The organism is Burkholderia sp. BCC1993 (genome assembly GCF_905339865.1).
Lineage (GTDB): Bacteria > Pseudomonadota > Gammaproteobacteria > Burkholderiales > Burkholderiaceae > Burkholderia.
The window spans coordinates 1-23723 of record NZ_CAJPGZ010000017.1 but is presented as its reverse complement, the minus strand read 5'-3'; the positions used below and the strand labels follow the sequence as shown (position 1 = coordinate 23723).

Annotated in this window: 19 protein-coding genes, 1 tRNA gene and 1 pseudogene; 13 read left to right on the top strand and 8 right to left on the bottom strand. The window is 64.2% G+C overall.

Features of this window, described 5'->3' with window-relative positions; all coding sequences use genetic code 11:
• Positions 1-58: 58 nt before the first annotated feature.
• Positions 59-1234 carry an acyltransferase gene (locus U4Y91_RS26675; protein ID WP_321807605.1) on the bottom strand — a complete coding sequence of 392 codons (1176 nt, stop codon included), beginning with the start codon at positions 1232-1234 and terminating at the stop codon, positions 59-61.
• Positions 1235-1447: 213 nt separating this feature from the next.
• Here U4Y91_RS26675 and U4Y91_RS26670 point away from each other — a divergent pair, with 213 nt between their 5' ends.
• Both U4Y91_RS26670 and galU read left to right on the top strand, forming a co-directional pair.
• Positions 1448-1591 carry a hypothetical protein gene (locus tag U4Y91_RS26670; RefSeq protein ID WP_006479318.1) on the top strand — a complete coding sequence of 48 codons (144 nt, stop codon included), beginning with the start codon at positions 1448-1450 and terminating at the stop codon, positions 1589-1591.
• Between the two features lie 228 nt (positions 1592-1819).
• Positions 1820-2707 (top strand): UTP--glucose-1-phosphate uridylyltransferase GalU, encoded by an 888-nt coding sequence (galU, locus tag U4Y91_RS26665; RefSeq protein ID WP_034185830.1) that lies wholly within the window; start codon positions 1820-1822, stop codon positions 2705-2707.
• A 514-nt stretch (positions 2708-3221) separates the two neighbouring features.
• Here the strand turns inward: galU and U4Y91_RS26660 are convergent.
• Positions 3222-4340 carry an acyltransferase gene (locus tag U4Y91_RS26660; protein WP_321807604.1) on the bottom strand — a complete coding sequence of 373 codons (1119 nt, stop codon included), beginning with the start codon at positions 4338-4340 and terminating at the stop codon, positions 3222-3224.
• Positions 4341-4608: 268 nt separating this feature from the next.
• Between U4Y91_RS26660 and U4Y91_RS26655 the strand changes: the two genes are divergently transcribed.
• Positions 4609-5058 (top strand): HU family DNA-binding protein, encoded by a 450-nt coding sequence (locus U4Y91_RS26655; protein ID WP_011548077.1) that lies wholly within the window; start codon positions 4609-4611, stop codon positions 5056-5058.
• Positions 5059-5317: 259 nt separating this feature from the next.
• A pseudogene (locus U4Y91_RS26650) lies at positions 5318-5497 on the top strand (ANT(3'') family aminoglycoside nucleotidyltransferase); the annotation flags it as partial.
• 185 nt (positions 5498-5682) lie between these two features.
• On the opposite strand, the gene U4Y91_RS26645 reads toward U4Y91_RS26650, so the two are convergent.
• From U4Y91_RS26645 to U4Y91_RS26635, 3 genes are all read right to left on the bottom strand, one after another.
• Positions 5683-6156: a VOC family protein gene (locus U4Y91_RS26645; protein ID WP_044843835.1), complete on the bottom strand. Its 474-nt coding sequence runs from the start codon at positions 6154-6156 to the stop codon at positions 5683-5685.
• A 477-nt stretch (positions 6157-6633) separates the two neighbouring features.
• Positions 6634-7794: a porin gene (locus U4Y91_RS26640; RefSeq protein ID WP_321807603.1), complete on the bottom strand. Its 1161-nt coding sequence runs from the start codon at positions 7792-7794 to the stop codon at positions 6634-6636.
• Positions 7795-8215: 421 nt separating this feature from the next.
• Positions 8216-9148, bottom strand: coding sequence for a YihY/virulence factor BrkB family protein (locus U4Y91_RS26635; protein ID WP_321807602.1), 933 nt, complete (start codon positions 9146-9148; stop codon positions 8216-8218).
• A 139-nt stretch (positions 9149-9287) separates the two neighbouring features.
• Between U4Y91_RS26635 and fdnG the strand changes: the two genes are divergently transcribed.
• The 8 genes from fdnG to U4Y91_RS26595 all read left to right on the top strand — a co-directional run bounded on the left by fdnG (position 9288) and on the right by U4Y91_RS26595 (position 19935).
• The gene (fdnG, locus tag U4Y91_RS26630) at positions 9288-12359 is read left to right on the top strand and encodes a formate dehydrogenase-N subunit alpha (RefSeq protein ID WP_321807601.1); all 3072 of its coding nucleotides are present in this window, start codon (positions 9288-9290) and stop codon (positions 12357-12359) included.
• Positions 12360-12369: 10 nt separating this feature from the next.
• Positions 12370-13284, top strand: coding sequence for a formate dehydrogenase subunit beta (gene fdxH, locus U4Y91_RS26625; RefSeq protein WP_321807600.1), 915 nt, complete (start codon positions 12370-12372; stop codon positions 13282-13284).
• The gene (locus tag U4Y91_RS26620; RefSeq protein ID WP_321807599.1) at positions 13281-13907 is read left to right on the top strand and encodes a formate dehydrogenase subunit gamma; all 627 of its coding nucleotides are present in this window, start codon (positions 13281-13283) and stop codon (positions 13905-13907) included. Before fdxH ends, U4Y91_RS26620 begins: the two co-directional genes overlap by 4 nt.
• Positions 13908-14014: 107 nt before the next feature.
• The gene (fdhE, locus tag U4Y91_RS26615) at positions 14015-14950 is read left to right on the top strand and encodes a formate dehydrogenase accessory protein FdhE (protein WP_321807598.1); all 936 of its coding nucleotides are present in this window, start codon (positions 14015-14017) and stop codon (positions 14948-14950) included.
• Positions 14951-15023: 73 nt separating this feature from the next.
• The gene (gene selA / locus U4Y91_RS26610) at positions 15024-16463 is read left to right on the top strand and encodes an L-seryl-tRNA(Sec) selenium transferase (protein ID WP_321807597.1); all 1440 of its coding nucleotides are present in this window, start codon (positions 15024-15026) and stop codon (positions 16461-16463) included.
• Complete coding sequence (selB, locus tag U4Y91_RS26605) at positions 16460-18385, top strand: selenocysteine-specific translation elongation factor (RefSeq protein ID WP_321807596.1); 1926 nt, start codon at positions 16460-16462, stop codon at positions 18383-18385. Before selA ends, selB begins: the two co-directional genes overlap by 4 nt.
• A 30-nt stretch (positions 18386-18415) precedes the next feature.
• Positions 18416-18511: transfer RNA gene (locus U4Y91_RS26600), tRNA-Sec, on the top strand.
• A 170-nt stretch (positions 18512-18681) separates the two neighbouring features.
• A complete protein-coding gene (locus U4Y91_RS26595) occupies positions 18682-19935 on the top strand; it encodes a tyrosine-type recombinase/integrase (protein WP_321807595.1) in 1254 nt (417 codons plus the stop codon).
• A 350-nt stretch (positions 19936-20285) separates the two neighbouring features.
• Here the strand turns inward: U4Y91_RS26595 and U4Y91_RS26590 are convergent, their stop codons facing one another.
• Positions 20286-20579 carry an H-NS histone family protein gene (locus U4Y91_RS26590; protein WP_321807594.1) on the bottom strand — a complete coding sequence of 98 codons (294 nt, stop codon included), beginning with the start codon at positions 20577-20579 and terminating at the stop codon, positions 20286-20288.
• 632 nt (positions 20580-21211) lie between these two features.
• On the opposite strand from U4Y91_RS26590, the gene U4Y91_RS26585 reads away from it, so the two are divergent.
• Positions 21212-21778 (top strand): hypothetical protein, encoded by a 567-nt coding sequence (locus tag U4Y91_RS26585; protein ID WP_321807593.1) that lies wholly within the window; start codon positions 21212-21214, stop codon positions 21776-21778.
• A 65-nt stretch (positions 21779-21843) separates the two neighbouring features.
• On the opposite strand, the gene U4Y91_RS26580 is transcribed toward U4Y91_RS26585, so the two are convergent.
• Together U4Y91_RS26580 and U4Y91_RS26575 are read right to left on the bottom strand one after the other, a co-directional pair.
• Entirely contained in the window at positions 21844-22497 is a 654-nt protein-coding gene (locus U4Y91_RS26580; protein WP_321807592.1) for an acyl-homoserine-lactone synthase, read from the bottom strand.
• 228 nt (positions 22498-22725) lie between these two features.
• Positions 22726-23526: a LuxR family transcriptional regulator gene (locus U4Y91_RS26575; RefSeq protein ID WP_321807591.1), complete on the bottom strand. Its 801-nt coding sequence runs from the start codon at positions 23524-23526 to the stop codon at positions 22726-22728.
• Positions 23527-23723: the final 197 nt, after the last annotated feature.

The window sequence follows — 23723 nt, the reverse complement described above, 5'->3', positions numbered from 1 at the left end:
AAAAGCCCCCGCCCAGCCTGACGCCGGGCGGGGGCCGCGAGCGCGCGAACGGCGCCGTTCAGGCGGCCCGTTCGGGTGCCGGCGCGACGACGCGGGTGGTACGGGTCGGCTTCAGGGTGGCCGACCACATCATCGCCGGGCGTTCGAACAGCCGGTAGAACACGTAGGCGACCGGAATCGCGGCGGCCATGAACGCGATCGACGGCCAGATCGACAGTTGCAGTTCGGAGTGGAACAGCACCGAGCCGAGACAGACGAACAGCGGCAGATGGATCAGGTACAGCGAGTAGCTGAAGTCGCCGAACCAGCCGAGCACGTGCAGCAGCGGCGTCGGGCGCGGCGGGCAGGCGAGCGCGCGGTACAGGAAGCACGCGAAGCCGGCCGCCCACAGCTGGAACGCGCCGTACTGGCCGAAATGGAACGCGCCGCAGCCCGCGGCCAGCAGCACGGCCGCCGCGAGATACCATGCGCGCGACGGCACGGCGGCCGTGCCGCGCGCCGGCTGCGCGCGCACGTCGGCGATCCACGCGCCGACGGTCCAGGACAGCCAGTACGACGTGAAGAACTGCAGGTCGTGCCGTTCGAGCAGCCACGCCGACGCGACGTTGACGAGCGCGACGGCCGCCACGATGGCCGGCATGCCGATGCGCCTGCGCAGCGCGAACAGCAGCGGGTAGATCGCGTAGAACTGCACTTCGAGCGACAGCGTCCACAGCGCGCCGTTCGACCCGTACGTGTAGCCGGCGACGCCTTGCAGCGAGAACAGGTTCACGAGGAATGCGGTGATGCCGACGTCGCGGATCTTGTGGCTGACCGGCGCGATCTGCAGGCTGACCGCGTCCATCGCGAGCGTGAACAGCAGCGCGGCGAGCAGCACCGGGTAGATGCGCGCGAAGCGGCGCGCCCAGAAGTTCGGCGCGTCGAGCCGGTAAGCGGGGTTGGCCGCGAGCTTGAGCGCTGCATTGCGGTGGATGCAGTAGCCGCTGATCACGAAGAAGATCGGCACGCCGGCGGAGCCCCATGCGAACGGGAAGGTCAGGTAGCCGGCGATCGCGCTCGGGTTCAGCGCATGACCGTAAGCGTGATGGAAGCTCTGCATGCCGACCCAGACGACCTGGCGGCAGTGGAAATAGGCGACGAGCAGCGCCGCGAACCCGCGCATCGCGTCGATCACGTGTTCCTTGTGGTCGGCGACGGGCGGCGCAGTCAAAGACGATCCGCTGAAAGCGTGCATGCGATTCGATTCCTTGCGACGGATGAAGGGGATGGTCCAATCGTAATGCGCAAGAATTCGCTCGAATGAATAAAAAAATCGCGCCGGGAAATAGTGGTATTTCAGATAGTGGTGTTATTCCGGTCTGAAAGCGGTTTCGCCGCCGCTACAATTATTTGCCGATTTTTTTCTGATAGTTTGAAGCTCCAGTTGATTGATGCAAGGAGCGGCAAGATGGACATGCATTGGATCGCGAGCGCGGCAGTACTGCTGGTCATGGCCGTGCTGTCGGCGTACCGCGAGGCGCTGAAGAACGAGCCGATTCGCCCGGGTCTCGAGCGGGGCGGCGTCCCGTATATCGAGGAATTCGAATCGTAAGAATTTGTATCCGGAAAATCGGTAATTTGTTTCTGTATCGGTGCCGGGTTCGGCAATATCGACCGGATTCGAAGATTATCTCTTTTCCGGAAACATGGGCAATCGGTCCATATCGAAAATGAGCGGAGTGGAATTGGCCGTGCCGTCGGTTCTCGATATGCCGTTCGGAAAACCATCGCGCCGGGTCGTCCAGCGACGCGGCGCAGTCAACGCAATCAGGATGCGAACATGTTGAAAGTCACCAAGGCCGTGTTCCCCGTTGCCGGTCTCGGCACGCGGTTCCTCCCGGCAACGAAGGCGAGCCCGAAGGAGATGTTGCCCGTCGTCGACAAGCCGCTGATTCAGTACGCGGTCGAGGAAGCGATCAACGCCGGTATCACCGAGATGATCTTCGTCACCGGGCGCAGCAAGCGTGCGATCGAGGATCACTTCGACAAGTCGTACGAGATCGAGGCGGAACTCGAGGCGCGCGGCAAGGAAAAGCTGCTGGAACTCGTGCGCGGCATCAAGCCGAGCAACGTCAACTGCTTCTACGTGCGCCAGCCGGAAGCACTCGGCCTCGGCCATGCGGTGCTGTGCGCGGAGAAGCTCGTGCACGGCGAGCCGTTCGCGGTGATCCTCGCCGACGACCTGCTGCACGGCGAGCAGCCGGTGCTCAAGCAGCTCGTCGACGTGTTCGACCACTATCACAGCTCGGTGATCGGCGTCGAGACGATCGCGCGCGAGGACAGCCGCTCGTACGGCGTCGTCGAAGGCCGCGAATGGGAAGAGGATGTCATCAAGCTGTCGGGCATCATCGAGAAGCCGGCGCCCGAAGACGCGCCGTCGAACCTCGGCGTGGTCGGCCGCTACGTGTTCATGCCGACGATCTTCGATCACCTGCGCAAGCTCAAGCCGGGCGCGGGCGGCGAACTGCAGCTCACCGATGCCGTCCAGTCGCTGCTCGCGAACGAACAGGTGCTTGCGTATCGCTACTTCGGCACGCGTTTCGATTGCGGCAGCAAGATCGGCTACCTCAAGGCGACCGTCGAACTCGCGCTCCAGCATCCGGAAGTGAGCCGCGAATTCGAGGCGTACCTGCGTACCTGCCTGCCCGCGCTGGCTGCTGTCGCATAAGCAGCCGCGCTGCTCCGCTGTTTCAGGTGGTGGTTGTTCCGTTGGCCCCGGCCGCCTTGTGCGCCGGGGCTTTTTTGCGTGCATTCGCCGCGCAGGCGTGGGGCGGCGGGTGATCGGCGGTGCTGAATCCGGGCGGCGTCGAGCGGGTGCGTGCGCGACGATTCCGGTGTGCCGCCGGACGGCGAGGCGGGTTCGCGTGCACGTTGCGCGGTGTGCGGTGCGTCGGATCCCGGACACCGTGGCGATGAAACCGGTGCCGACGCGCCGGTCGCGTGCGGCCCGATGAGCGACGGTCGGGCGGTGCGATAGCCGTCGGCGTGCCGGGTCGGCGCGTCGATTTGCAATGGCGTTCGATCGCGCATCCCCGTGCCGCAGGGGATCGTCTGTCCGCCGACGTCACGCGCGTCTCGAACCGATGGGCGAACCGGGCCGATGGCCGCACCGTTTCGGCGCGCGGCATCGCCGGCCCCGACGCACATGTTCCGGTTGTGTCGTGTCCGCCCCGGTGCTCCGCTCAGCGCGGCGACGTGCCCGGCCGTGCGACGAAGTACCGGGCCAGCATCGCGGCGATCGGCTTCTTGAAGTCGAGCAAGCGCTTTTCCAGATAGCGCCACGACAGATGCGCGAGCAGCACGGCGAGCGCGAACTGCAGCAGTTCCGGCAGCACGTCCCGGACGATTGCGGGCATCGGCACGTGCGCGAACAGCGTGGGCATCTCGCCGAGACGTGCCGGAATCAGGTTGTGGAACAGGTAGAAGCCGTAGCTGATCGTGCCGAGATAGACGAGCGGCGCCCAGTCGAGCAGTGCCACGGCCGGGTGGTCGGGTTCGGTGACGATCCACAGCATCAGCGCGCCGAGCGACGCGGACAGGCCGAGATCCGTGAGCCCCGTGACGACGTCCGGCAGCGTCGTGAGCGCGGGCAGCGCGAGGAAGAACGCGACGCCGGCGACGCCGAGCCAGCCGGGCGGAATGCGGCGGACGACGTCCTGGCCGCGATCGGCGAGCGCCATTGCGCCGACGCCACCCAGCGCGATCAGCGCGAAATTCCACGGGGAAAACGCGTAGATCAGCACCGGCGATGCGTCGACCGCGTAGAGCGCGAGATGCGCGAGCGCGCACAGCGCGACGGCCGCGACGCCGAGCGCGACGTGGCGCGCGGCCGGCACCGCGAGCAGCGTGAGCGGCGCAATCAGATAGAACTGCTGCTCGACCGCGAGGCTCCAGAAGTGCGACGTGGAGCCTGGCCAGCCGTCCTTGACGACGCCGATCCAGTAGTTCGACAGGAACGTGGCGTGCCACGCGAGCCCGAGATTGACGCCGCGCTGGTAGAACAGCGCGTGCGCGATCGCGAGCGCGGCGAGCAGCAGGTAGTAGACGGGAAAGATCCGCAGCGCGCGCTTCGCGAGGAACAGCGCCAGCGCATGGCGGCGCGTCATCGTGCCGCTCTCGATTGCCTGACGGTTGCGATGCAGTTCGCCGACGATCAGGAATCCGCTGATGAAGAAAAACGTCCACACACCGAGCTTGCCCACGTCGACAGCGAGGACGTGGCCCTTGTGGGACAGGAAAACGAGGATGACGGCGAGGGCTCGCAGGCCGTCGAGTCCTTTGACGTATCTGACTTCGCGCATGAAGGCATCCGGGGCACTGAGCGAAGTCAGTATAGGTGCGCAAATATCGAACGTAATTCGCGTTCGGACGCGTTTCGACGTATACGTGAAGGCGTTTTTCGTTGCTCGAGCGTCGGCGAAGTCGGTCGTGCGCAACAAAACCTGCGGGAAACCCCGCGAAAACGCATAAAAGTACTGCACGAAGCGTCACGGCGCTTGTAGAATCCGGCGTTGAAGCGCGCGCGTTGCACGCTTCGTGTATCCAACGACCACACCTGGTAGGAGAAACATGGCGACTTCCGCAAAAAAGGTGGCCAAGAAGGCTGCCGCACCGGCCACCAAGAAAGTGGCTGCCAAAAAGGCTGCGCCCGCGAAGAAAGTAGTGGCCAAGAAGGCTGTCGCGAAGGCAGCACCGGCCGCTCCGACGCCGCTGAAGGACAAGTTCACGAAGGCATCGCTCGCAACGCACATCGCTGAGCGTGCAGCTGTCGAAGTGAAGGCGGTCAAGGCAGTGCTCGTCGCGCTCGAGAACGTCGTGCTGGGCTCGGTCCACAAGAAGGGCGCAGGCGAGTTCACGCTGCCGGGTCTGCTGAAGATCACGGCGCAAGTCGTGCCGGCGAAGAAGAAGCGCTTCGGCAAGGATCCGTTCACGGGCGAAGAGCGCTGGTTCCCGGCAAAGCCGGCCAGCGTGCGCGTGAAGGCACGTGCGCTGAAGAAGCTGAAGGACGCGGCTGCGTAATGCCGCGTAACGGTCGCCGATTGCAGGTCGGCGGCCGTTGCGATGTCCGACGATCCCCGTACGCGAAAGCGTACGGGGATTTTTATTGCGCCGCGCAAATCGCGTGGCCGCGTCGGCATCGCACAGCGCGGATACGGCATGACGTGACGCGCATCCTGTGTCGCGGGCCGCTTGCGCGGATGGCCGGATCGTCGTGTTCGTGCCGGCGCGCGGTCTTGCATCGCTGCGCATTGCGCGTGTGTCGCGCGAGTCTCGCGTGATGAAGAACGCAGCGATCGTTCCCGTCGGGATCGCCGACCAAGCGACTGCCGCGCGTGCGGCGATCGAGCGGCATCTCGGCGCGATGCAGCAGGCGATGCATCTGTTCGGATTCGGCTCGGCGTGCGACGGCGGGCTGAAACCGCGCAGCGACATCGACCTGCCGGTGACGGTCGCCGCGTTCGTGCGCTACGCGCGACGGATCGTCGAAGCGATGCTGTCGACGTAGCGGCGCGCGCGCCCGCTGCCCGCGATTGCGTCGCGGCGCGATGCAATCCGGTGGGCGCACGCGGTCGTGCGCGAACCGCACGCGCTGCACGTGCGTGCCGCTGCCCGCGCGAAGGGCGCGCAGCGTCCGTGGCTTCGTCAGCCCGCCGTGCCGGCGTATGCGGCCTTCAGCGCGGCGACGTCGAACTTCGTCATCTGCATCATGGCAGCGGCCACGCGCGCCGCCTTGACCTCGTCGCGGTCGGCCATCATCGGGATCAATGCGTCGGGCACGATCTGCCACGAGACGCCGAAGCGGTCACGCAGCCAGCCGCAGCCGTCGGCCGTGCCGCCGTTGTCGAGCAGCGCGCTCCAGTAGCGGTCGAGCTCCGCCTGGTCGGCGCAACTGATCATCAGCGAGATCGCGTGGTTGAACGTCTCGGTGCGCGGGTGGCTCATCGCGATGAACGGCTGCCCGAACAGCTCGAACTCGACCATCCGGGTGCCGCTGGTGCCCGCGACCGCCGTGACGCGCACGACGCGCGAGTCCGGGAAAATGCCCGCATAGAAGGCCGCGGCTTCTTCGGCTTCCGTCGAGTACCAGAGGAACGGCGTGATCTTCTGAATCGTCATGGAGCGTCTCCTGTCGGGTGTGTCGGTGAGGAACGGGGCAATCTGCGTGCCGCCATCGATACGACGGACGAAGGCCGTCGAAATCGACACGTCGAAGCATAGTGCTTCGCGTCGCGGTAGCGAAATCGGCAGGGTGGACACACATGCGTCCGTTGCGACGCCGGATCCTCCAGGCGCGCGTCAGGAGGAATATGGGAGCGCGGTGGTAGCCAGTGCGGCATGCGCCTGACCGGCCGTATGCCGCGGTCTGACAATGCAGGGTATCCGGATGCCTCCGGACACGCTTCCGGCGCGCGACAGGCGGCCCAGGCGCCGCTCCCGGCCGTTTGCCGTACCCACGGTGCTGACCACGGTCGCCGCTCGCCACGGCGGCGCCGCAACGGACGAAAAAAAACCAGCCACGGCCGAAACCGGTGACTGGTTTTGCAGTTCGGCGGCACGGCGTCGGAGACGCCATGCACACCGGAAACGTACTTCTTAGAACTTGTGGCGAATGCCGAGTGCGACCAGTTCGGCCGAGCTCTTGCCGGCGAAGCCGTACGAAGCGATCGACGCTTGCGCGCTTTGCGTCGTCGTCGCGTCCACGCGCTGGGTGCCGCTCGCGTGCTGGTATGCACCGACCAGGTAGATGTCCGTGCGCTTCGACAGCGAGTAGTCCGCGCCGATACCGATCTGGTGGTACTTCGCGTCCGTATCGCCGCTCGCCTTCGTGTACGAGTAGCCGAGGCCCAGCAGCAGCGGCGGCGTGACCTGGTACGTCACGAACGCGCGGCCCGTGTTGTACTTTTCGGTCGAACCGAAGCCCGAGAATGCGTCCGGCTTGTACTGTGCGTTGCTGTAGCCGAGGCCGAACGTCACCGGGCCGAGTGCGTACTGGCCTGCGACTTGTGCGATCGCGATCGACTTCGCCGTTGCATAACCCGAGTTGATCGGGCCGTCGATGATGTTGTCCGAGGTCGTCGAACCCCAGCCGCCGCGTGCAATCGCCGTCGTCGGCGACGGGTTGGCTGCGTAGAAGTAGCCTGCTGCAACGCCGACCGGGCCGTTGTTGTAGGCAGCTGCGACCGACCACGTCTGGCCCGAGCCCGTCTTGCCTGCAACGCCGCCGAGGGCGTACATGCCTTCGACCTGGAAGCCTGCCCAGACCGGCGACGTGTACTTGATTGCGTTGCTGACGCGCAGCGAGTTGTCGTTGTTGTCGACGTCGCCCGGCGTTGCCATCACGCTGCCGAAGTAGTTGTCAGCCGTGACTGCCTGGACCAGGTCGACCAGCGGGTCGTACTGGCGGCCGAGCGTCAGCGTACCGTACTGGGCGCTCTCGAGGCCGACGTATGCCTGACGACCGAACATGCGACCGCCCTGGTTCAGGTGGCCGGTGCCCGGATCAAAACCGTTTTCCAACTGGAAGATCGCCTTCAGGCCACCGCCGAGGTCTTCAGCACCTTTCAGGCCCCAACGGCTGCCTTGCAGGTTGCCCGACAGCATTTGCCACGAGTTGTTGGCCTGACCGTCGTTGCCGTGAACCCATGCGATCGACGTATCGATCACGCCGTACAGCGTCACGCTCGACTGAGCGTGAGCAGCGCCAGCGGCGCCCAGCAGGGCGAGCGAGAGGGTCGAGAGTGCGAGTTTCTTCATCGTTGAGTATCTCCACGCAAATGATTCGTCATTCATTTATTTGTTGCGGATTGGAGAATAGCTCAGTGCCATACCTGCAAGAAAGCTTAAAAAATAAAGTGTCTCGAAAAGGTAACAGCGAGAAAAAGTCTATATATATCAAGCACATCAAGGACTGTTCCTCTTTTTGAAATAGTTGACAATTGCTGCGCCGCGATTGTTGCAGCGGTTGGTGCGTTCGGTGATGGAGGGGCGGGTTTGGCCGGTTGGCGCACGGAAATCGAGACATGCAAACGTTTGCCGTTGCAGGCTGCATCGCGCGCTGATGCAAAGAACGCATCAACGCACGGCGGCCGGGATGGGTTGCGGAAACGAAGGCAGTCGCGTAGGGCGACGATGCGGCGCGCGATGCGCGGCCGCGCGGGAAGCAATACGTGGGGATTCAGTTGCCGCCTGAGCGATCGGCGGTGCGATCCGTCGGCGCGGACACGGCCGGGACGTTGCCGTTGCGGCGATGCGCATCGCCGCGCGCGGCCGCGAATTCCGCGCCGAGCAGCAGCACGGCCGCCGAGAAGTACAGCCACATCAACAGGACCGCGAACGATCCGGCCGCGCCGAACGCACTGGCCGTGCCCGCGTGCGCGAGATACAGCGCGAACAGCTTCTTGCCGCCGGAGAACAGGATCGCGGACACGATCCCGCCGATCGTCGCGTCGTGCCATGCGACGCGCGCATCGGGCAGGAACTTCATCAGCGCGGCGAACGCGCCCGCGAGCACCGCGATGCCGACGAAGAACTGCAGCAGGTTGGTGATCGCGACATACGGTGAATCGCCGAGCAGCCAGGTGCCGATGAACGTGATCGCGGTATCGAGCACGAGCGACACGATCAGCAGGAACGCGACGCCGAGCACGAGCCCGAACGAAACGAGCCGCACGCGCACGAGCCCGAGCATGCTCGACCAGCGGCTTTCCGTGCTCGGCCAGATCACGGAGAGCGCGGTGTTCAGCGACGCGAACGTCGCCGACGCGCCGAGCGCGAGCGCGGCGAACGAGATCAGCGTCGCGATGCCGCCGCGCTGGCCCGCGCGATGCGCGTTCTGCACGATCGTCTGGATGCTGGCCGCCGCATCGTCGCCGATCAACTGGTGGGCCTGCTCGAACACCTGGCCGCGTGCGGCGTCGTCGCCGTAGAACCAGCCGGCCACGGCGATCACCATCACGAGCGTCGGCGCGAGCGAGAACGCCGAGAAGAACGCGATGCTCGCGGCCATCGCCGAGCAGCGGTCGGAGGAGAAGCGCCTGAACGCGTTGAGTGCCCAGTTGGCCTGTTGTTGCGCGAGGCGGGTGGCCTCGGACGTGATCTGTCGTTTCATGGCGGTTCGGTTGTGCGTTGAACGCAGGACATCGGTGGATCAGACAAGTCGGTATTGATCCGACGAATCGATCATAGTTGCCTGAACTGTCTATAATTCCTTTCAGTTTCATCCACCCCACAAAAACGCCGAGACCATCATGCTACAAATGTCCCGGCGCCAGTTCCTGAAGGTGACGGCCACGTCGCTTGCCGGATCGAGTCTTGCCCTGCTGGGCTTTTCTCCGACGGAAGCGCTCGCCGAGGTCCGACAGTACAAGCTGGCGCGCACAGTCGAAACGCGCAACACCTGTCCTTATTGTTCAGTGGGTTGCGGCATCCTGATGTACAGCCTCGGTGACGGCGCGAAGAATGCGAAGCCGAGCATCATCCATATCGAAGGCGATCCCGATCATCCCGTCAATCGCGGCACGCTGTGCCCGAAGGGTGCGAGCCTGATCGATTTCATCCACAGCCCGAACCGCCTGACGCACCCCGAGTATCGTGCGCCCGGCTCGGACAAGTGGGAACCCATCTCATGGAACGACGCGCTCGACCGGATCGCGAAGCTGATGAAGGCCGACCGCGACGCGAACTTCGTCGAGACGGCGGAAGACGGCGCGAAGGTCAACCGCTGGCTGACCACCGGCATGCTGGCCGCATCGGCGGGCAGCAACGAAGTCGGTTACCTCACGCACAAGACTGTCCGCAGTCTGGGAATGCTCGTATTCGACAATCAGGCGCGTGTCTGACATGGCCCGACGGTGGCAGGTCTTGCCCCGACGTTTGGCCGTGGAGCGATGACGAACCATTGGGTCGACATCAAGAACGCGGACGTGATTCTCGTGATGGGCGGCAATGCAGCCGAGGCCCATCCGTGCGGTTTCAAGTGGGTAACGGAGGCGAAGGCGCACCGCAAGGCGCGGCTGATCGTCGTCGACCCGCGCTTCACGCGTACGGCCTCGGTGGCCGACTACTACGCGCCGATCCGCACCGGCACCGACATCGTCTTCCTGGGCGGTGTGATCAACTATCTGCTGACGAACGACAAGATCCAGCATGAGTACGTGAAGAACTACACGGACTTCTCGTTCATCGTGCGCGAGGATTTCGCGTTCAACGACGGCATCTATTCCGGCTACGACGCGGAGAAGCACGCGTATCCGGACAAATCGAGCTGGGACTACGAGCGCGGCGACGACGGCTTCGCGAAGGTCGACCCGACGCTGCAGCATCCGCGCTGCGTCTACAACCTGCTGAAGCAGCACTACGCGCGCTATACGCCGGACATGGTCCAGCAGACCTGCGGCACGCCGAAGGAGAAATTCCTGAAGGTGTGCGAGATGCTCGCGACGACGGCCGTGCCTGGCCGCGCCGGCACGATCCTGTACGCGCTCGGCTGGACCCACCACTCGGTCGGCGCGCAGATGATCCGCACCGGCGCGATGGTGCAGCTGCTGCTCGGCAACATCGGCATCGCCGGCGGCGGGATGAACGCGCTGCGCGGCCACTCGAACATCCAGGGCTTGACCGACCTCGGGCTGATGTCGAACCTGCTGCCGGGCTACATGACGCTGCCGATGCAGGCCGAGCAGGATTTCGACGGCTACATCAAGAAGCGCGTGCAGCTGCCGCTGCGGCCGAACCAGCTGAGCTACTGGAAGAACTACAAGGCCTTCCACGTCAGCTTCATGAAGTCGTGGTGGGGCGATGTCGCGACCGCCGAGAACAACTGGGCCTACGACTACCTGCCGAAGCTGGACAAGCAGTACGACCTGCTGCAGGCGATCGAGCTGATGAATGCCGGCAAGATGAACGGCTACATCTGCCAGGGCTTCAACCCGCTCGCGGCGGCGCCGTCGAAGGTGAAGACGGCGGCCGGCCTCGCGAAGCTGAAGTGGCTCGTGATCATGGATCCGCTCGCGACCGAGACATCCGAGTTCTGGAAGCATCACGGCGACTACAACGACGTCGATGCGTCGAAGATCCAGACCGAGGTGTTCCGGCTGCCGACCACGTGCTTCGCGGAGGAAAACGGCTCGCTCGTCAGTTCGAGCCGCGTGCTGCAATGGCACTGGAAGGGCGCGGAGCCGCCGGGCGAGGCGAGGAGCGATCTCGAGATCATGTCGGGGCTGTTCCTGCGCATGCGCAAGATGTACCAGGCGGACGGCGGCAAGTATCCGGACCCGATCGTGAACCTGACCTGGCCGTACGCGAACCCGGAAAGCCCGACGCCCGAAGAGCTCGCGATGGAGTTCAACGGCCGTGCGCTCGCCGACCTGCCCGACCCGAAGGATCCGGCCAAGATGCTTGTGAAGAAGGGCGAGCAGCTCGCCGCGTTCGCGCAGCTGAAGGACGACGGCACGACCGCGAGCGGCTGCTGGATCTTCTGCGGTGCCTGGACGCAGGCCGGCAACCAGATGGGCCGGCGCGACAACTCGGACCCGACCGGCATCGGCCAGACGCTGAACTGGGCGTGGGCCTGGCCGGCCAACCGGCGGATCCTGTACAACCGCGCATCGTGCGACGTGAGCGGCAAGCCGTTCGACCCGACCCGCAAGCTGATCGGCTGGAACGGCAGCGCGTGGAAGGGCCCCGACATTCCGGACTTCAAGGCGGACGAACCGCCCGAGAACGGGATGGGGCCGTTCATCATGAACCCGGAAGGCGTCGCGCGCTTCTTCGCCCGCGCGGGGATGAACGAAGGTCCGTTCCCCGAGCACTACGAGCCGTTCGAGACGCCGCTCGCGGCGAACCCGCTGCACCCTGACAACCCGCAGGCGCTGAACAATCCGGCCGCCCGCGTGTTCCCGGACGACCGCGCGTCGTTCGGCAAGGCATCGGAGTTCCCGCACGTCGCGACGACGTACCGGCTGACCGAGCATTTCCACTACTGGACCAAGCATGCGCGGCTGAACTCGATCATCCAGCCCGAGCAATTCGTCGAGATCGGCGAAGACCTCGCGAAGGAAGTCGGCGTCGCGCACGGCGATCGCGTGAAGGTGTCGTCCAAGCGCGGCTACATCGTCGCGGTCGCGCTCGTCACGAAGCGGATCAAGCCGCTGACGATCGAGGGCAAGAAGGTCCAGACGGTCGGCGTCCCGTTGCACTGGGGCTTCAAGGGTCTGACGAAGCCCGGCTATCTCGCCAATACCCTGACTCCGTCCGTAGGCGACGGCAACTCGTACACACCGGAATTCAAGTCGTTCCTGGTGAAGGTCGAAAAGGCGTAAGGGGGAAGAGATGGCATTGCAATCGCTGGATATCAAGCGCGTCTCGGCCACCACGACGCCGCCGCCCACGGCGCGCGAACCGGTGACCGGGAGCGTCGCGAAACTGATCGACGTATCGAAGTGCATCGGCTGCAAGGCATGCCAGACGGCATGCATGGAGTGGAACGACCTGCGCGACGAAGTCGGCACCAACGTCGGCGTGTACGACAACCCGGCCGACCTGTCGGAGCACTCGTGGACGGTGATGCGCTTCGCCGAATACGAGAACCCGGCGGGCGACCTCGAGTGGCTGATCCGCAAGGACGGCTGCATGCACTGCGAGGATCCGGGCTGCCTGAAGGCGTGTCCGTCGCCGGGCGCGATCGTGCAGTACAACAACGGGATCGTCGATTTCCACGAGGAGAACTGCATCGGTTGCGGCTATTGCGTGACCGGCTGCCCGTTCAACGTGCCGCGGATCTCGAAGAAGGATCATCGCGCGTACAAGTGCACGCTCTGTTCCGACCGCGTCGCGGTCGGCCAGGAACCGGCCTGCGTGAAGACCTGCCCGACCGGCGCGATCGTGTTCGGCACCAAGGAGGACATGAAGCAGCACGCGGCCGAGCGGATCGAGGACCTGAAGGAGCGCGGCTTCGAGCATGCGGGGCTGTACGACCCGCAGGGCGTCGGCGGCACGCACGTGATGTACGTGCTGCACCACGCCGATAAGCCGTCGCTGTACCACGGGCTGCCCGACAATCCGTCGATCAGCCCGATGGTGAAGCTGTGGAAGGGCGTCGCGAAGCCGCTCGCGGTCGCCGGCCTTGCGCTGACCGCGCTGGCCGGGTTCTTCCACTACACCCGGGTCGGTCCGAACGAGGTCAGCGAGGAAGAGGAAGCCGCCGCCCGCGACGAGGCGCGACGCATCAAGGAGGACGGAAAATGAAGCACGACGACCCCAACCTGATCGTCCGCTACACGCCGAACGAGCGCACGAACCACTGGATCACCGCGATCACGTTCGTGCTGCTCGCGCTGTCCGGGCTCGCGCTGTTCCATCCGTCGATGTTCTGGCTCACCGCGCTGTTCGGCGGCGGCCAGTGGACGCGGATCCTGCATCCGTTCGTCGGTCTCGTGATGTTCGTGTCGTTCGCGATTCTCGTGGTGCGCTTCTGGCATCACAACACGCTCGACGCGGACGACCGCCAATGGCTGAAGCAGATCGGCGACGTGCTGACCAACCAGGAAGACAGGCTGCCGCCCGTCGGGCGCTATAACGCCGGACAGAAGCTGCTATTCTTCACGTTGGTGGCGTGCCTGCTGCTGCTCCTGCTGTCGGGGGTCGTGATCTGGCGGCGCTACTTCTCGTTCTACTTCCCGATCGGGGTGATCCGCGCGGCCGCTGTCGTGCATGCCGTGGCGGCCTTCGTGCTGATCGCGAGCATCATCGTGCACATTTACGCGGCGTTGTGGGTGAAGGGTTCGATCGGGGCGATGGTGCGCGGCACCGTCACGCTGGGCTGGGCCCGCAAGCATCACCCGAAGTGGTTCCGTGAAAGCGTGAAATAACGCACTGGAGCGGGGCGGCTCGCCGATCGCGGCGGGCCGTTCCGTCAGCCGTCGGAACCGCCTGAAGCGCCGACCTGTCGGCGCTTGTTTATTTGGAAGACATTTTCGTGACACAACGCATTCTCGAACCGACCGAGATTTCGGCGCTCGATCATTCGGCCATTCCGCGCTTCCGCCTGCCGGAGCGCGGCACCGCGTTCGCCGCGCGTGCCGCCCGGCTGCGCAAGCTTGCCGACCTGAACCCGATCAGCGGCTACCTGCGGCTGATGGCGACCGTTGCCGACGCGCAGCACGCGACGCTGCAGGCGCTGAACCTGCCGATGCCGTCGCCCGAAGCGATCGCACGCGCGCAGCAGCATTCGATGCCGCTCGTGCCGGCGCTCGACGGCGAGCGCAACCCGCAGTGGCGGGCCGTGCTGTACGAACTGCTCGACCGCGTCGAAAGCGCCGGGCTCGTCAATCCGTCGCTCGCGAAGCTGCTCGACCGGCTGCGCCTGATGGCGCCCGCCGAACTCGACGCGCAGGCCGACGCGATCCTCGCGTTGCGCTTCGCCGAAGTCGATCCGGCCACCGCGCCGTTCCTGATGGCCGCGCTGCAGGTCGTCTGGACCGACCTCGCGAGCCGCGTGGCACCGGCCGACGTGCCGTATCTCGACCAGCCGGGGCTGTGCCCCGTGTGCGGCACGCATCCGGTCGCGAGCGTCGTGCGCGTCGGCGGCCAGTACCAGGGCTACCGTTTCCTGCAGTGCGGGCTGTGCACGACCGAGTGGCACATGGTGCGCACGAAATGTTCGCACTGCGACTCGACCAAGGGCATCGCTTACCACGGGATCGAGGGCGGCAGCGAAGCCGTCAAGGCCGAGTCGTGTGACGAATGCAAGACCTATCGCAAGATCGGCTACCAGGAGAAGGACTACGAGTTCGAGCCGCTGGCGGACGATCTCGCGAGCCTCACGCTCGACCTGCTGATGAACGAAGCCGGCTACCAGCGCAGTTCGCCGAACCCGCTGCTATGGCCGGACATGTCGCGCGAAGCGGAATGACGGTACGGAGCCGGGGCGCGCGCGAGCGCCTGCGCCGGCTGCCTGCCGCGCATGGAATTGGAGCCACCATTACGTGACCGAACCGGGTTTGAATGAACTGAATGCCGTCCTCGCACGCGTGCCGTCGGTGGAGCGCGTGCTGACGTCGGCGCCGCTGCAGCCGCTGCTCGCCGACTATGGCCGTACGCGCGTGCTGAACGCGGTGCGCACCGAACTCGAACGCTGGCGCACCGCCGCGCAGCAGGATCCGCCGGCGGCCGGGCCGCTCGACGAGCCGCGCATCGCGGCGGCCGTCGCCTGCACGCTGGCTGCGCAGAGCGTGGGCAGCGTGCGGGCGGTGTTCAACCTGACCGGCACCGTGCTGCACACGAATCTCGGGCGCGCGCTGTTGCCCGACGACGCGGTGCGCGCGGTGGTCGACGCGCTCACGCAACCCGTCAACCTCGAATTCGACCTCGCCACCGGCCGCCGCGGCGACCGCGACGACCTGATCGACGATCTGCTGTGCGAACTGACCGGCGCGGAAGCCGCGACCGTCGTCAACAACAATGCCGCGGCCGTGTTGCTCGTGTTGTCGGCGCTTGCGCCGAAACGCGAAGTGATCGTGTCGCGCGGCGAACTGGTCGAGATCGGCGGCGCATTCCGCATTCCCGACATCATGAGCCGTGCGGGTGCGAAACTGCGCGAGGTCGGCACCACCAACCGCACCCATCTGCGCGACTACGCGGACGCGATCGGTCCGCGCACGGCGATCCTGATGAAGGTGCACTGCAGCAACTACGCGATCAGCGGCTTCACCAAGGAAGTGACGCTGGCCGAACTCGCGCCGCTCGCGCGCGAGCACGGGCTGCCGGTGGCGGTCGACCTCGGCAGCGGCACGCTCGCCGATCTGTCGCAATGGGGCCTGCCGCACGAGACGACCGTGCAGGAAACCGTCGCGTCCGGCGCGAACCTCGTCACGTTCAGCGGCGACAAGCTGCTCGGCGGGCCGCAGGCCGGGCTGATCGTCGGCGATCGCGCGCTCGTCGCGAAGATCAAGAAACATCCGCTCAAGCGCGCGCTGCGCGTCGGCAAGCTGACGCTCGCCGCGCTCGAACCCGTGCTGCGGCTGTACCAGGCGCCGGAATTCCTGCGCGAGCGGCTCACGACGCTGCGTCTGCTGACGCGGCCGCAGCGCGAGATCGCCGAGGCCGCCGAGCGCGTGCGTCCGGCGTTGCAGGCCGCGCTCGGCGGCGGCTTCGACGTGCAGGTCGAGCCGATGTTCAGTCAGATCGGCAGCGGTGCGCTGCCGGTCGACCAGTTGCCGAGCGCCGGGCTCGTCGTGCGCACGCCGGACGGCAAGCGCGGCGGCCGTGCGCTCGCGCAGCTCGAGAAGCGGTTGCGCGAATGGCCGCGCCCGGTGATCGGCCGCATCGCCGACAATGCGCTGCGACTCGACCTGCGCTGTCTCGAAGCGGCGGACGAAGCGGCATTCGTCGCGCAATGCGTGCAGGTCGCGGGGCCGGCTGCATGATCGTCGGTACCGCAGGACATATCGATCACGGCAAGACGACGCTCGTGCGGGCGCTGACCGGCGTCGACACCGACCGGTTGAAGGAAGAGAAGGCGCGCGGCATCTCGATCGAACTCGGCTATGCGTATACGCCGCTCGAGAACGGCGACGTGCTCGGCCTGATCGACGTGCCGGGCCACGAGAAGCTGATTCATACGATGGCGGCTGGGGCGAGCGGGATCGATTTCGCGCTGCTCGTGATCGCCGCCGACGACGGCGTGATGCCGCAGACCCGCGAGCACCTCGCGATCCTGCAGCTGCTCGGCGTCGCGCATGGTGCGATCGCGCTGACGAAGTGCGATCGGGTCGACGCCGCGCGCCTGTCGGCGGTGCGCGACGAGATCGCCGCGTGGCTGCACGGCTCGACGCTCGATGGCGCGCCGATCTTCGAAACCTGCGCGACGCGCGAGGACGATCCGGGCGTCGCCGCATTGAAGCGTCATCTCGCCGATGCGGCACTCGCGTGGCGTGCGCGCCGCGACGACGGCCTGTTCCGGCTCGCGGTCGATCGCGTGTTCACGCTCGCCGGGCAGGGGACCATCGTGACGGGCACCGCGTTCGCGGGCCGCGTGGCGACCGGCGACACGCTCGCGGTCGTGCGCACCGGCGGCGCGGCGCGCGTGCGCAGCATCCATGCGCAGAACCGGCCGGTCGACGCGGGCCGCGCGGGCGAGCGCTGCGCGCTGAACCTGGCTGGCGTCGACCGTGCGGACGTCGAGCGCGGCGATACCGTCGCGGATGCGCGGCTCGTCGCGACGTCGCCGCGTCTCGACGTCGAACTGACGCTGCTGGCCGATGCGGGGCTCACGCTGACGCACTGGGCGCCGCTGCACGTGCATCTCGGCACGCTGCATCGCGTCGCGCACGTCGCGCTGCTCGACGGCGATACGCTCGCGGCGGGCCACACGATGCGCGTGCAACTGGTGTTCGACGAACCCGTGTTCGCGCTGCCGGGCGATCGCTTCATCGTCCGCAATCCGCAGGCGACGCGCACCGTCGGCGGCGGTCGTGTGCTCGATCCGTTCGGTCCCGCCCGCAAGCGTCGCACGCCTGCGCGCCGCGCATGGCTCGACGCACTGGCCGCGTGGCTCGACGAAGGGCGGCTCGATGCGCTGCTCGCGCAGGCGCCGCTCGGTATCGCACGCGCGACGCTCACGCACCTGACGGGCTTCGCGCCCGACGTGCTGGCGTTGCCGGACGACGCACTGGCGATCGGCCAGCGCGAGCGCGTGTCGAACGACGGCACGGTGATCGCGCGGGTGCATTGGGACGCGCTGCAGGCGCGGGCGATCGATACGCTGCGCGCGTATCACGAACGCGTGCCGGACGAGCAGGGGCTCGATGCGGCGCGCCTGCGGCGGATGGCGGCGCCGCTCGTCGGCGATGCGCTGTGGCGCGCGTTGATCGATGCGCTGGTGGACGGCGGGGAGGTTGCGCGAAGCGGGCCGTGGCTGCATCTGCCGTCGCATTCGGTGAGTTTCGATGCGCGCGAGGAAGCGCTGGCGCAGCAACTGCTGCCGCTGATTCATGCGGGGCGCTTCGATCCGCCGTGGGTCCGCGATCTGGCGCGCGACACGGGCGCGCAGGAGGAGGCCGTGCGCACGCTGCTGCGCAAGCTCGCGCGGCGCGGCGACGTGCATCAGGTCGTGCGCGACCTGTTCTATCACGCGGATGTCGTGCGCGAGCTGGCCGGGCTGGTGGCGCATCTCGCGCCGACGCGCGGCGGCGGGCTCGACGCGGCGACGTTTCGCGATGCGACCGGGCTCGGCCGCAAGCGCGCGATCCAGATTCTCGAGTTCTTCGATCGGGTTGGGTATACTCGCTTCCACCGCGATCTTCACTTCCTGCGGCCTGACAGCGGTTGGGTGGGTGTACAGGCGTAGGCGCTCGTCGTTCTTTGGTTTTTTCCCCACGGAAGGCATTCGTATCCGGTGGTACGGCCGGGCTTCAAACCCGGTTGGGGGTGTCAGACACTCCCGGGTCGGTTCGACTCCGGCTGCCTTCCGCCATGCCGGGCTTCCGCGGCGTTCCTTGAACTTCCTCTGAAAGTCCGCAAGCCCATGATTTTGCGGAGTTTTGTGGGTAACGATGTGCTTGCGACGTCCAGCCGCGTCCTCCACAATTTCCTCACGAAACATGGGTAGCAACATGGGTTTTGTGGGTAGGAAAGGAGGGCGGCATGGTGGGACGACAGTTGCATAGGCTTAGCGCGCTGCGGGTCGCGAAGGCGGTGGATCCGGGACATTATGCCGACGGCGGTGGCCTCTTCATGCAGATCGCCGGCAGTGGCGCACGCTCATGGGTGTTTCGCTTCACACTCGACAGGCGAGTGCGCGAAATGGGCCTCGGACCGCTTTCGCGAGTCTCGCTTGGTGAAGCGCGAAAGCTGGCCACTAGGTACCGCGAGATGGTCCGGGATCAGGTCGATCCCATCCTGGCACGGCGCGAAGAGCAGCGTCGTCGATTGCTCGACATCTCCGTCGATGCCAACGTGACGTTCCGTGAGGCAGCTGAAGCGTTCATTCGAGTGCACGAACCGGAGTGGCGAAACCGGAAGCACAGTCAGCAATGGGACAATACGCTGAAGACCTACGCCTATCCCATCATCGGCGATGTGCGTGTGCGCGACATCGACACAGCGATGATTGTCCGCATTCTGCAGCCGATTTGGACCCAAAAGGCAGAGACGGCGCGCCGTGTGCGGGGGCGCATTAAGGCGATCCTGGACGCGGAGACCGTGATGGGCCACCGGGCCGGTGGTAACCCTGCTCGTTACGTAGACCATCTCCAACTGGTGTTACCACGGTCAAAGAAACGCTCGCAGGTAAAGCATCATCCAGCGTTGCCTTGGGAAGACCTTCCGACGTTTATCCGCGAGCTGGAGCTTCGTCCCCGACGCGCGGCACGGGTGCTGCACCTGCTTATTCTCACGGCGACTCGCACGAACGAGGCGCGGTTTGCGCGGGTTGAGGAGTTTGATCTCGACAATCGTGTCTGGAGTATCCCGGGAGATCGCACGAAGAGCGGTCGGCCGCTGCGCGTGCCACTTTGCAAGCGGGCCGTCGAGATCGTACGCAGTGCGCTACCGAAGGCGAAGTATGGATATCTGTTTCCCGGTTGCACGGAAGGGCGCCCACTGTCGAACATGGCGATGCTGTCACTGCTGAAACGCATGTCGTACTCCGGCATCACCGTGCACGGTTTTCGGTCGACATTTCGTGACTGGGTCGCCGAATGCACCGACTATCCGGATTCTTTGGCAGAGGAAGCGTTGGCGCACATCATTACTTCGCAGACGATAGCGGCTTATCGGCGTCGCGATCAACTCGAAAGACGGCGGCTCATGATGGAGGACTGGGGGGTATATTGTTCAAGCGGACGCATGCTCGAAGCGTCAATGGCGCCGGTCGCGCCGCAAACGTTCGCTGCCTGAATCGACGCGGCGTCTATTCTAGAAACGGTGATGCGGGCCGGGCAGGTTCGCACTCGCCGCGTATCGCGAGTGCGAGGCTGTGACGTCAGTATGTCGCTTGATTCCGATGCAATGGAGGCTGAATTCACCGATATCTGGCGGTATCGCTGCTATGTATGAAATAGAGTCACCGCCGAGACGAACGGCATGGATTCCCGAAGACTGCGGAGGAGTCTTCAGCGTTGGGGCAACTGAGACGGATCGGAATCGCTTGAGCCGGAACGGCTTGATACAGAGTCAACCGGGCCTTCAGCATGAAGCTGCGGGCCCAGAGAGCGTCCGTAGGGCGACCGATCGCTACGCTACGGTGATCATTCGGCGATCAAGAAGCGATCACGTTTCTTACCCTTAATCCATGACGGTTCGCGGCCGCGCCCGCTCCACGTCTTTCCCGTTTTCGGATCCTGATACTTCGCCGTCGGGGTTTGGCTGTCATTCGCGCCACGTGCGCGCTTACGGCCGAAGAGCTGTTCCGGCGTGAGGCCATACTCTTGAATACGCGCACGAACTTCTTCGAGCACGGTCGCTAGTTCGGCCTGCCTAGCTTCTTCCGCTTGCACGAGCAGCGCATCAGCCTTGGCTTTCAACTCTTGATAGGTGGCCATTCTTCACTCCACGTGGCTAAAAGGAACAGTATTGAAATGGTCGCTTCGTAGAGTCCAATTCGGAGCGACGCATCGGGTCTGCGACGTTCTATTGTCAGCAGGGCTATTGTAACGATTGCGCGATTTTCTCATCGTTTGGACCCGGAGTCGATCATTTATCGTCTCCGAGGCCGTAAATCTGGCGGAGCAATCGACATCCGGACATTGAACTATTGCGGTTGGATACGCAAATTGTCGACGCTCATCAGCAGATTGTTGGGTGGTCGCCCGCTGTGCGCCGATGTGCGCTCAACCGCACTGATCTTCCGGTGCCTGTTGAGACCGTCTCCATCAGGCTGCGTTGGAGGCACAATGAGGAGGCCTACTGTGTTCTCGCCGGCTCTGCTAAAGCGTGAAACTTCAGACAAGCCGCTTCATTTTTTCGGGACGTTTCGTTTTTCCATATCGTTCAACTTCGCAGATGCGCTGATCGGTACCCCCCAATCCTCACAGTTGACATTGCTGCGTGAAGGAACGAAAAAAGATGAACCGATTTGCGCCGGCGCGATGAGTCCGGCCAGGTCGGTGCACCATCGGTCCGATTTCTCGCGGTGTGTGGAGTACATATCGCCACGTTCGAGGCGAGGCCTGCTATGGAGCAACGCGATAATGTTTCGCGATTGAGTGATACAAGCGCATGCTCGGCACCGGCGTGCGATTGCGCGACCTTACAGATCCGTTTGCGAAGGGCCGAAACGCAGATTCGTCGTCTCACAAGATGCGTTCAACTGAAAGACGAGAAGCTGTGCGAGCTTGGCAAGGTCCTGGCGAACTCGGCGACCGCACACTACTGCGTTGAAGAGCGATTGCAGCGTGAACTTGACGCGTTGCGGATAGACCTGCCGGCCGACGTGCCGAGCGATCACTACGGTCCTGTTGATGGCACTTCGATGGGAGGCGGTGTAGTCGTTCGCCTGCCTTACTTGACCGCGATCCTCTCAGTTTTGTTCGACGCGATGCATGTGTTCTGGACCGACTGCGATGACGGTCGTCTGCCAAAATCTTCGACTGTCGCTCATGCGATTGATGAACGTCTCGGACTGAGGGCACAGGCAAGCGGCGAAGGTTCACGCACCGGTCAGGCCTACGCATCCGCCATCCGGCCGGATTGGGTAAAGGATGCGGATAACCGGCATCACCACCGGCGATCCACATCCTAGTTGTAGTCGTGGAAGTCGAGCGCACTAATTTCGGCGAAGCGCGACGGTCGTCGCAGGCAGGGGACCTATTGCACGTCTGCCGCGCAACGAGCAGCGCGTGGTACCGTCTCCGCCACTGAGCCACGAACATTCGGCGTGAGCGGACGATGCCACGTGATTGAAGAGCGGAGACTATCGAGATCGGATCCAAGTTTGGCGAACGCGGCGGGCGTGAGATCAATGGCACAGACGACGAACGGGGAGCTAGCGGTCTCCGGATGAGGTCCCACATACTGAAGATCGAGGCCAAAGCGGCGATACAGTCGTGCGATGGCCGGGGTGACGACACCAATGATGCGGGTCGCGCCGAGGGATACCGCGACGGCCATAACATAGGGAAAGAGTTGCATGCCCGAGCCGGCGAACCGCGATAGCTCCCATACGGTGGGTGACGAGGGAAAGTCGAGGTCCGACGATCGAGGAAGTAGTTCCCGGAGCAGGTATGGGGCGGTAGTTGGCATCAGGCGTGCGCAACCACATATCTGCCGTTCGGGAGTAAGTTCAATAATCTGAATGGTGTTTTCGCCATCAAAGTGATCCCATTCTATGGTTTCATTTTCCTTAACATCGGGTAGCGGCCAGCCGAGGCGGCGCACGAACACGTCGTACCGGAACGCGCCGAGTCCATCACGAAGTTCAAGCGGCAAGTCGCTCAACCTACCCGCGATAATGAGTGGCATTTGCGTTCTCCATCGTTTATTGATGGGTGCCACCGTATCAAGTCGAAACAACAACAGGAACTAGTTAGGTAGGGAGGAGGAGGCGCAAATGAGTATTGGCCGCACATCATCCGTGCGAGATTGAAGATCTCTGGTTGGTCCAGAATTATTCAATATATGGGATTCGAGAGGCTCGGGGGCATGGGTAAATCATGCCGGCGACGCGCTCACACGTTATTCGGAAAATTTTTACTGAAAATAAGAGGGCCAATCAAGTAGGCCGTAATTGGAGGCAATGACGGCGGCTGCTATCCTGCTATTCACGTTCAGGACCTTCATTGCTTCAGTGATATGATATTCGACGGTATGGCGGGATATTTCGAGAATCATGCAGATATCCGTCGATGTTTTTCCTTGTGCGACCCATGAAAGACATTGGCGCTGACGAGGGGAAAGCTCAACGAATGCCCTCGGATGGGGAGGAGCGAACCGATCCAACTCCAAACGAAATAGGTTGCTGATTACGCTCGCGAGCTGCCGGCTCGTCTCTGCGTTGATACGGGATGACGGCCCTGATAGATTGATGAGCAAAACACTGCCCCCGACCTCACGAATTGGAATGCTAAGCCCGTTTTTGAGTCCGGCGTCGCATGCTTCCAAGAGCACATGTCGCTCTGCTTGGTTCAAATTGGTAATATCACCCCAGCGATAAGGTCCGGATGAAGTAAAAGCTACTCGATGTACGGGATCGACGAGGCTGTAGTTGTGCTGTAGATAGTGCTGCACCCAGTTATCGGGATAATGCGAGCAGATTGCCTCCATCGACATGCTGGGTCGAGAGCGAATGCAAGTCAGGGAGATCCGTGTGACGGCATAACATGGAAATCCCAATGGAAGCACCGCATTGCCAAGCAAGTCAGAAAGCGAAGAAATATCCTTTGTATTGGTAAAGAGCGACAGGAGGGGCGCCATTCGGGTGGCTAATGTGACATTCCATGGTGGTGGCTTGGACGATTTTTGGTTTGTACGATTCCGAAATCGCGTATTCATGACTCCTACCTCGCTTAGTGCCTGGTGGCATTCAAGAGAAATGCTGGGGCTGGGCGCCGGCACTCTGGCAACGACTCGGACTAACAGTGTGTGGTAGTGGGGCGCTGAATGTACGCGCACCCGCTATGCTATGGCCGACGCCGGAGGTTACGTCGGGATGACGTTGGGTGCGTAGCTACTGTGGAGTCTAATGGTTG